The following is an 8657-nucleotide window of genomic DNA, read 5'->3' on the forward strand; positions in this document are numbered from 1 at the left end:
GGCCGCCGGACGCGGTGCGCCGCACGAGCGGGCCGCCCGCCGTGCGGCAGCCGACGCGGCGCGGGGGCACACGGGCGTGTCGGTCGGCCCAGGCACCGGGATCGGCGTCGCCTGCTCCGAGGAGGACGAGCCGCCCGAGGAGGCCGAGCCGATCGCGGCCCCCGCCGTCAAGCCGCTGACCCGTCGCGGACGCCCTCGCACCCCCGGCTCGACGTACGTCGACAGCGAGTCCGGCGTCCGCAAGGGCTACAAGAAGCCGTCGCAGCCGGAGGTCATCGTGCGGTCCCGCTCCGGCGCGACGCCCGCGCTGACGGCACCGCTCGACGAGGACGACCTGCGGCTGCTCGGCGAGGCGGACGCGATCGAGCAGCGGCTCGGCCGGCCGCTCGCGGCCAACAAGGTCAAGGCCGCGACGGACGCGAGCCCGGTGGTACGCAGCGGCTACGGCAAGCACTCCGGCCTCGGGACCAAGGGTGGCGGCGGGGCCGCGAGCACCGCGGAGGTCCTTCGGGTCGGCACCGAGATCGGCCACACGTTCGTCACGAACTCGTCGAAGGACGGAGGGGTTCCCGGCCAGGAGAAGGCCTCGCACGCCGAGAAGCAGGCCGCGATCCTCGACCCCGGCAAGCCGATCGCTGTCGACGACTTCATGTGCGACGACTGCAACGCGTTCTTCGGCAAGCTGGCGCGCCGGCGCGGCGTCCCGCTGGTCGTCAAGGACCCCGGCGGCACGTGGGTGTTCCGGCCGGACGGCGTGCAGATCCGCCGCGCACCCGGCTCGGAGTACATCGTGCACCCCGACGGTCGCGTCTCGGCCGGACCGCCGCGCGCCACCGTGCCGGCCGGATCGCCCAAGGACGGCCCGACCCGCGATACCGCCGCGCAGGACGATCCGGCGGCCGACACCGCCGGCGGCGTGGCGGGCGGCAAGAAGCCTCCGGCCCGGGTGCCGCCCGGGCCGCCGCTCGACGGTCCGGCGGCCACGGTGAAGCCGGTGCGTGCCACGCTGACCCCGGACCAGCACCTCACGCGCGCGCTGAGCAACGAGCTGCGCGACGGGCTCGCCGAGGCGCAGGTGGTGCGGGCGGCCGTGAGCAGGCTCGACGAGCTGGAGAAGACGCAGCCGCTCACCGAGGCACAGCGCGCCTACCGCTCACAGGCGCAGGCCCGCGCAGCCGCTCTGGAGAAGTCGCTCTCCGCGGCGCGGAAGGACCTCGCGCTGCTCACCGAGCCGGGAGCGTCCGACGCCGCGCTCAACGAGCTGCGCGCCCGACGCGGCTCGACCCAGACGGTCTCCGCGAGCACCGATCGCCGCAGCGGCATCACCTCCGACGGCCGCAAGATCGAGTCGACGGACGCGACCGTGACCAGCCGGCTCGATGCCGGCACGTCGCGCACGGTCACCGACACCCGCACCGTGAGCCTGAGCGACGCCGGTCTCAAGCACGAACGAGACCTCAGCGCGCGCGTGGTGAGCGGCGACGTCACGACCACGACCTCCCGCGGCACCAGCCACAGCCTCGGCGTGGTCGACGGCAACCTCACCGCCACCTCGGCACGCACCACCAAGCGGCTGGTCGAGGACGCCGCGCCCGGCGGCGAGAAGAAGTCCACGGCGACGTCCCACAGCACCTCCGTCGGCCTCGGCGGCGTCTCCGGCACCAGCGCCACGATCACCCAGACCGGCGACAAGCAGGACACCACCTCGACGACCCGCGGCGTCACCCGCGGCGACGGGCAGCTCGGCTACAAGAAGTCGACGACGACCGGCAGCGCCACGGTCGACGAGGAAGGGAACGTGCTCAAGGGCCGGACCACCACGACGAGCGCGAGCGGCGGGCTGATCGCCGGGCCCGGCCAGGTCGGTGTCGGCGGCACCGTCGGCGCGCAGACGACCCAGACGCACCGCAAGGGCCTCACCACCGGGCAGTCGGCCACCCTCGGCGGCAAGGTGCTGGTCACCTGCCAGGAGGTGCCCGGGTCGAACCCGGCGATGTTCCGCGTCGGGTTGCTGATCAACCTGGCCGGAAGCCTCGCGGTGAGCGGCGGCGCCGAGAAGAAGGCCGTCCCCGACGCCGCCGCCGGGGGCACCGCCGGCCTCGCACTCACCGCGAGCGGATCCCTCAGCGGCAGCTTCACGCAGAAGATGAGCGAGGAAGAGACCGCCGCGTACCTCGGCGCGGTACGGGACAACCAGTCCTACGGCGCGTACCGGGAGCTGAAGGTGATCGAGCTGGCGGCGCACGGCGCGCTCGAGCAGGCGCGGACCCTGCTGACCCAGATCACCGCCGCCCAGGGCACGGCCGCGGGTGCGAAGGACCTCAAGGAGGGCCAGTCGGTCGAGGTGAAGGCGGACGGCACCCTCGGCGTCGCGGCGAGTGCCGGCGGTACCGGCAAGGGCGGGGCCGGCGCGGGCGTGAAGCTGGGCTACTCCGTCGGTGGCTCGATCGCCCGCACCGTCAGCAAGGAGGGCGGCAAGATCGCGATTCGCCTCGAGGTGCTGCGGCAGAGCACCGCCTCCGGCGGCCTGACCGGGTCGTACGGCGTGGCCGGCGGCGGCGTCAGCGCGAGCCGCACCGATCTCACCGGTGAGGCGGTGAGCTTCCTGCTCGACCCGGACCGCGACCCGCCGTTCACCGACCAGTACGCGCGCGTCATGAGCACGGCGAGCGTCGAGGAATTGCGGGCGCTCGCGGCGAAGGAGAAGAAGCTGGTCACCTCCTCGACCACGACGAAGGGGTCCTCCGGCACCAGCGCGGTCCAGGCCGGGCTGCTGGGCGTGGGCGTCGAGCTGGACGAGGAGCACGGCCTGACGGAGGCGGTCACCACCGACGAGAAAGGCGCCACGAAGGAGATCACCGCGAAGGGCGGCGGCGGGATCTCGGTGAGCCTGCCCGGCGGCCCGAAGGTGACGAGCCGGCGGGTCGACACGTTCAGCGCCCGGGTCGGACCCGACGGCAAGGCGACCGGGGACGCGGGAACGGTGAAGTCCGAGACAGACCTCGGCGCCACCGCGAAACGGCTCGCGGACGCACCCATCGCGACGATCAGCGGCGCACTCACCGGCGCCACCCCCGTGCTCGCCACGCGCAGCGAGTCCAGCGGCACCAAGGTGGACGATGACGACTACGGCAAGCTGACGGCGCTCGCGCAGGACGACCACGCATGGACCCAGGCCTTCCTGAACGGCGGCGGGCTGGTGAACCAGGACCTCCAGGAGTGGCGCGCGGTCGCCCGCCGGGTCCGCGCCGCCGGCGGCAACCGCGAGGCGGTCGTGCGGATCATCGCCGACTACCAGAACGGCGGCTCGCGCCGCGGGGGCACCATCCAGGCGGCGTTCGGCAAGGCGGGCGCCGGCATCCGGTACGACTTCCCCGACGTGCTGGCCGGCCAGAAGCCGGTGTACGACGAGCTGGTGGTCGGCGACCCCGTCGCGGCGGGCCGCACCCTCAGCGAGGCGGGCAAGAAGGAGGAGGCGCGCAAGCGGCTGAGCACCGACCTCGGGCGGCTCACCGCGCTGCAGCAGGCGATCAGCGCGAAGGAGTCCGAGGTGAGCGACCCGGCCGTGCTCGGCGAGATGCTGCGCCGTATCGGCGGGCGAGCCGCCCAGCTGCGCAGCGCGCTACGCACGCTGGACGCGCCGCCGCCGGTGGCACCGACGCAGAAGGCGGGCGCCGCCGTCCCGCCGGGGGTGGATCCGGCGCCCGTCCAGGCGGACGCCGACGCGGCGCGCGCGGATCGCGAGGCGGCGATGACCGCGGCGATCAACGCCTGCACGGCGTTCCGGGCCCGCGAGCAGCGCACCTTCGCGCTCATCGCCTCCGAGTACGACCACTGGTACCGGAAGGCGGACGTCATCCTCATCGTGCAGAAGCTCGGCGAGCTCAAGGCGATGTACCAGGAATGGGACCAGCAGGTCGCGATCATCAGGACCGCGCTGGCCGACGCCAAGGCGCCGGAGTCCGGCGCCGACAAGTACCGGCCGGACCGCAAGCGCTGGGACGCGGAGTACGCGCGCAACAACCGCTGGTGAGCCGGCACGTCCGTGACACCGCGGTCACAGCCCGGTGACGGGGACGGGCCGATCATCGACACATGCTCGATCAGGTGGACAACCTGCTGCGCACGGTGCTCATGAGGGCCGTGCCGGGGATCGACGCCGCGGAGCAGGTCGGCTTCCAGCCGCCGGACGACACATGGCGCGCCGCGGTCGCCAACCTCGGGAAGAACGCATTGAACGTCTACCTGGTCGACCTCCGGGAGCGCCGCGAGCTCCGCTCGAACGAGTGGCGCACGACGGTCGCGGCGCACGGGGTAGCCCGCGTTCCGGAGCCGGCGCAGGTCGACTGCCACTATCTCGTCTCGGCGTGGAGCCCGGCCCCCGTGAGCCCGGCGGTCGAGCCCGCGATCGACGAGCACGCGCTGCTGTACGCCGCCCTGGCGGCGTTGCTCGACGCGTCACCGCTGACCGCCTCGCGCGTGTACCCCGCCGGGTCGGCCGCGCTGGCGGCGCTCGACCCGCTGATCGCCGACGGAGCGCTCCCGAGCGAGATCGTCCCCCCGGAGGGCTTCGCAAAGCTCGCCGAGTTCTGGGGGGCGATGGGCGAGGGCTCGAGATGGCGTCCCGCGCTGTGGCTGACCCTGACCGTCCCGGTCACCCTCCGCACGCAGCCGGGGGCACCTCTGGTGACCACCCGCATCATCGAGTACGGCCGGCACGGGTCCGCCGTGGGCACCCCGGAGGTGTTCGTGCAGATCGCCGGCACCATCAGCCGGGCGACCGCCGCGGTCCCCGGGGCGTCGGTGCGGCTCAGCCGCGCCGGCCGCACCGTGCGGGCGCTGCGCACCGGGGCCGACGGCCGCTTCACCTTCACCGGGCTGCGCCCGCAGACCTACACCCTCACCGTGGACGGCGTCGGCGCGGCACCCGTCGAGCGGTCGATCGACGTACCGGCGGCGTCCGGCAACTACGACGTCGCGATCCCCTAGATCGCTCATCCAGCAGCACGTCCGAAGCAGCGGACCGAAAGGAAAGTCCCATGGCAGTCCAGGTCTCCTACCCTGGGGTCTACATCGACGAGTTCGCTCCCGGCGCGCCCATCGAGGGCGTGAGCACGAGCACCGCCGTCTTCATCGGGGTCGCCGAGAAGGGCCCCCGGAACGTCGCGACCCTCGTACAGAGCTGGGACAAGTTCCAGGCCACCTTCGGTGGCTTCCTCGCCGGTGTCCCCGGAGCCTGGCTCGCGCAGGGCGTGTACGGGTTCTTCCTCAACGGCGGGACGACCGCGTACGTCGTTCGGGTCTCGCAGGCGGCGGAGTCGCACGTGCCGTTGCCGGGCCGCGGCGCCGGTGTCGCCCTCGAGGCGTACGCGCTCGCCGAAGGCCCGGCGGGCGACACCATCAGCGTCTCGGTGAGCGACAGCAGCCGATCCGGGGACGCCCTGGCGGCGATCACGAGCCGCGCGATCACCGCGGTCAGCGGGGACAAGCTCACCCTGACGGTCGCCGACAGCAGCCCGTTCATCAAGGGATCCGTCGTCACCCTGGTGCAGGGCGCCGACCGCATCGTGCGCCGGGTGGACGCGGTCACCGCGACGACGATCGTGCTGAAGACGGCGGTGCCCGCGGCACCCGACCTCGTCGGCGGGCAGTCCCAGCCGGCGATCACTGCGGCGGTCCTCCCCGACGCCGACATCCAGGCCATGCCCGACCGCACGACGCTGACCATGGCCGACGACGAGCACGGCATCGTGCCGGGCGACAACGTGCGCGTCGCGGTCGGCGCGGCCCGGGCCCGCAGCGTCGTCGCCGGCGTGTCCGGCAAGACGATCACCCTCGCCACCGCGCTGCCCGGCGCGGACGACTACACCGACGGCACGGTGCGGCTGGCCGACCTGGTGGCCGGCAACCGGCGGCTGCGGATCTCCGCCCCGGTCGCGCTGCCGATCAACCAGGTGCTGCCGGCCGGCACCCTGCTGCGGATCACCCGGGGCGGCACCACCGAGCTGGTTCGAGTCGCCGCGGCCGGCGGCGACATCGTCAGCCTCGACGCGCCCGGCCTGGTCAACGGCTACCCGCTGGACGACGTGGAAGACCCGCCGGTCCTGGCGTCGGCCGAGTTCGACCTCGCCGTGCAGGACGGCTCCGCGGGCAGCACGTCGACGTACCCGCGGCTCAGCATGGATCCCCGGCACCCGGGATACTGGGCCACGGTCGTCAGCGACCCCGCGGTCCGGCTCGCCGTCCCGGATCCGGCGGGACCGCCGCGGTCCGACCCGCGGCCGGCCGTGGGCAGCTACCCGCTCGCCGGTGGTGTCGCCGACGACCCGGCCGCCTCGCTGCAGGCGCTGATCAACGATCCGGGCGCCCACCTCGACCCGCTCGCCGCCCGCCAGGACATCTCGCTCGTCGTCGCGCCGGGAATCACCGATGCCAACCTGCAGCAGGCGGTGGTGGCGCACTGCGAGCGCCTGTACGACCGGTTCGCGATCCTCGACCCGGTGCCGGGCGCCGACATCGACGGCATCGTCAGCCAGTTCGGTCAGGTGCGCTCGGTCAAGGGATTCGCCGCGCTGTACTACCCCGGCATCGTGGTGCGCCACCCGTTCACCGGGGTGTCCGAGGTCTGGCCGCCGTCCGGGCACCTCGCCGGGATCTACGCGCGGACCGACCAGACCCGCGGCGTGCACAAGGCGCCGGCCAACACCAACGTCCGCGGCGCACTGGGCGTCGAGACGTTGCTCAGCAACGCCGAGCAGGGGCCGATCAACCTGATGGGCATCAACGCGCTGCGGGTCTTCCCCGGACGCGCCCAGCCGGTCGTGTGGGGCGCCCGCACCACCGCCGGTGACCTGGACCGGAACTGGCAGTACGTCAACATCCGGCGGCTGTTCATCTTCCTCGAGCAGTCGATCGAGCGGTCGCTGCGCGGCGCGGTGTTCGAGCCGAACGACCTCGCGCTGTGGCAGCGGCTCAAGCGGACCATCACGAACTTCCTGACGCAGGTCTGGAAGGACGGCGCGCTGTTCGGCGCGAAGGCCGAGCAGGCCTTCTACGTGCGGATCGACGAGGCCCTCAACCCGCCGTCCACCCGCGCGCTCGGACGGCTGTACATCGAGGTCGGCGTCGTCCCGACGTACCCCGCGGAGTTCATCGTCCTGCGGATCGGCATCTGGGACGGCGGCGCCGAGGTCACCGAGTCCTAGGCCGCCCCGCCCGCGCCGAGCGGCCAACCCACCGACACGACAGGAGCACACGACATGGCTACCGGAGACCGCGTCGACCCCTACGCGAACTTCACGTTTCTCGTCGAGCTCGACGGCATCACCCGCGCCGGCTTCGCCGACGCGAGCGGCTTCGACACGACCATCGATGTGCATGAGTACCGCGAAGGCGGCGACAACACGACGATGCGCAAGCTGCCGGGCATGGCGAAGTACAGCAACATCACCCTCAAGCGCGGGCTCACCGACGACCGCGAGCTGTACGACTGGATGCGCAGCGGCGCGCTGGGCACCGTCGAACGCAAGAGCGGCTCGATCGTCGTCATGGACCTGGCGGGCAACGAGAAGGTCCGCTGGAACTTCGTGAACGCGTGGCCGACCAAGTGGTCGGCACCGGAGTTCTCGGCCAAGGGCAACGACGTGGCGATCGAGACCTTCGGGCTCGCACACGAGGGCATCGAGCGGGCCTGAGATGTTCCGGACCGAATACGCCTTCACCCTCCCGATGGGGTACGTCGACGCGGACGGCGCGCTGCGCCGCACCGGGACGATGCGGCTCGCCACGGCCGGCGACGAGATCCTGCCGCTGCGCGATCCCCGGGTGCAGAAGAACAGCGCGTACCTCGTCGTGATCCTGCTGTCCCGTGTGGTCGTCGAGCTCGAAGGCGTCGAGCAGATCACCCCGGCGGTCATCGAGGGTCTGTTCGCCGCAGACCTGGCGTACCTGCAGGACCTCTACAACGAGATCAACCGCGTGGACGACGGCAACCGCAGCGTGATGTGCCCGAACTGCCGGCAGAGCTTCGATCTGGAGGTGGAGAGCCTGGGGGGATCGGTGGCTACCCCGTCGATCAGCTGATCGAGGAGGTGGCCTTTCTCTGCTACCACCTGCACTGGTCGCACGACGAAGTGATGAGCCTCGAGCACCGCGACCGGCGGCTCTGGGCCACGCAGGTCTCGGCGCTCAACGAGCGGGCCAACGCCCTGGACGCGGCCGACTAGCCGCCCCGACACCGGAAGGAGGCGAGCATGCCCCGCCACACATCGTTCGCAGACCGGATCACCGCCCGGTACCGCCCCGCACCACGACGCGTCGCGCCGCTGCCGCTGACGGCGCGCTGCCGTTCGGTGAGCCTCCGGTGGATCGACGCACGTCGATACGTCGACGCGCGCCGCACGCGCCGCATGCTCACGGTCCTCCGGCCGACCACCGTCGCGGGGCCGGCGGGATCATCCACCGCCGCGCGCCCGAGCCGCGCGGCGGCCCGTCCGGTGCTGCGCGGGCCGGTGCGGAGTCCACGGCCGCTCGCTCTCGGTCGTCGGGACGCCCCGGCCCCGGTCGCGCGGGGTCTGGCGACCCGCGCACCGCTGGGCGGCCGGACCCGGTCCCTCGACAGTTCCGGGCCGGCGCAGCCGCGGCCGGCGATCACGGTG

Annotated in this window: 7 protein-coding genes; all 7 read left to right on the forward strand. The window is 73.0% G+C overall.

Translation table 11 applies throughout. From position 1 onward, the window contains the following. The coding region (locus tag F8A92_RS18730; RefSeq protein ID WP_194291575.1) for a hypothetical protein at positions 1-4033 on the forward strand (4033 nt) is incomplete at its 5' end. Positions 4034-4095: 62 nt separating this feature from the next. Further along, complete coding sequence (locus F8A92_RS17765) at positions 4096-4989, forward strand: Pvc16 family protein (protein WP_153506517.1); 894 nt, start codon at positions 4096-4098, stop codon at positions 4987-4989. Between the two features lie 50 nt (positions 4990-5039). Continuing rightward, complete coding sequence (locus F8A92_RS17770; RefSeq protein ID WP_153506518.1) at positions 5040-7205, forward strand: phage tail sheath subtilisin-like domain-containing protein; 2166 nt, start codon at positions 5040-5042, stop codon at positions 7203-7205. A gap of 54 nt (positions 7206-7259) precedes the next feature. Further along, positions 7260-7694, forward strand: coding sequence for a phage tail protein (locus tag F8A92_RS17775; RefSeq protein WP_153506519.1), 435 nt, complete (start codon positions 7260-7262; stop codon positions 7692-7694). Position 7695: 1 nt separating this feature from the next. Further along, complete coding sequence (locus F8A92_RS17780; RefSeq protein ID WP_153506520.1) at positions 7696-8082, forward strand: phage tail assembly protein; 387 nt, start codon at positions 7696-7698, stop codon at positions 8080-8082. 8 nt (positions 8083-8090) lie between these two features. Beyond that, a complete protein-coding gene (locus tag F8A92_RS19245; RefSeq protein WP_267130058.1) occupies positions 8091-8225 on the forward strand; it encodes a DUF6760 family protein in 135 nt (44 codons plus the stop codon). A 27-nt stretch (positions 8226-8252) separates the two neighbouring features. After that, a partial coding sequence (locus tag F8A92_RS19155; protein WP_228389556.1) for a hypothetical protein occupies positions 8253-8657 on the forward strand: 405 nt, incomplete at its 3' end.

Origin of the sequence: Cumulibacter manganitolerans (genome assembly GCF_009602465.1) — a bacterium.
Classification (GTDB): domain Bacteria; phylum Actinomycetota; class Actinomycetes; order Mycobacteriales; family Antricoccaceae; genus Cumulibacter; species Cumulibacter manganitolerans.

What these genes read in the sequence shown, in the direction of transcription:
- F8A92_RS17765 (WP_153506517.1), top strand. Translation starts at nt 4,096, where the DNA reads ATGCTCGATCAGGTGGACAACCTGCTGCGCACGGTGCTCATGAGGGCC.
- F8A92_RS17780 (WP_153506520.1), top strand. Translation starts at nt 7,696, where the DNA reads ATGTTCCGGACCGAATACGCCTTCACCCTCCCGATGGGGTACGTCGAC.
- F8A92_RS17775 (WP_153506519.1), top strand. Translation starts at nt 7,260, where the DNA reads ATGGCTACCGGAGACCGCGTCGACCCCTACGCGAACTTCACGTTTCTC.
- F8A92_RS17770 (WP_153506518.1), top strand. Translation starts at nt 5,040, where the DNA reads ATGGCAGTCCAGGTCTCCTACCCTGGGGTCTACATCGACGAGTTCGCT.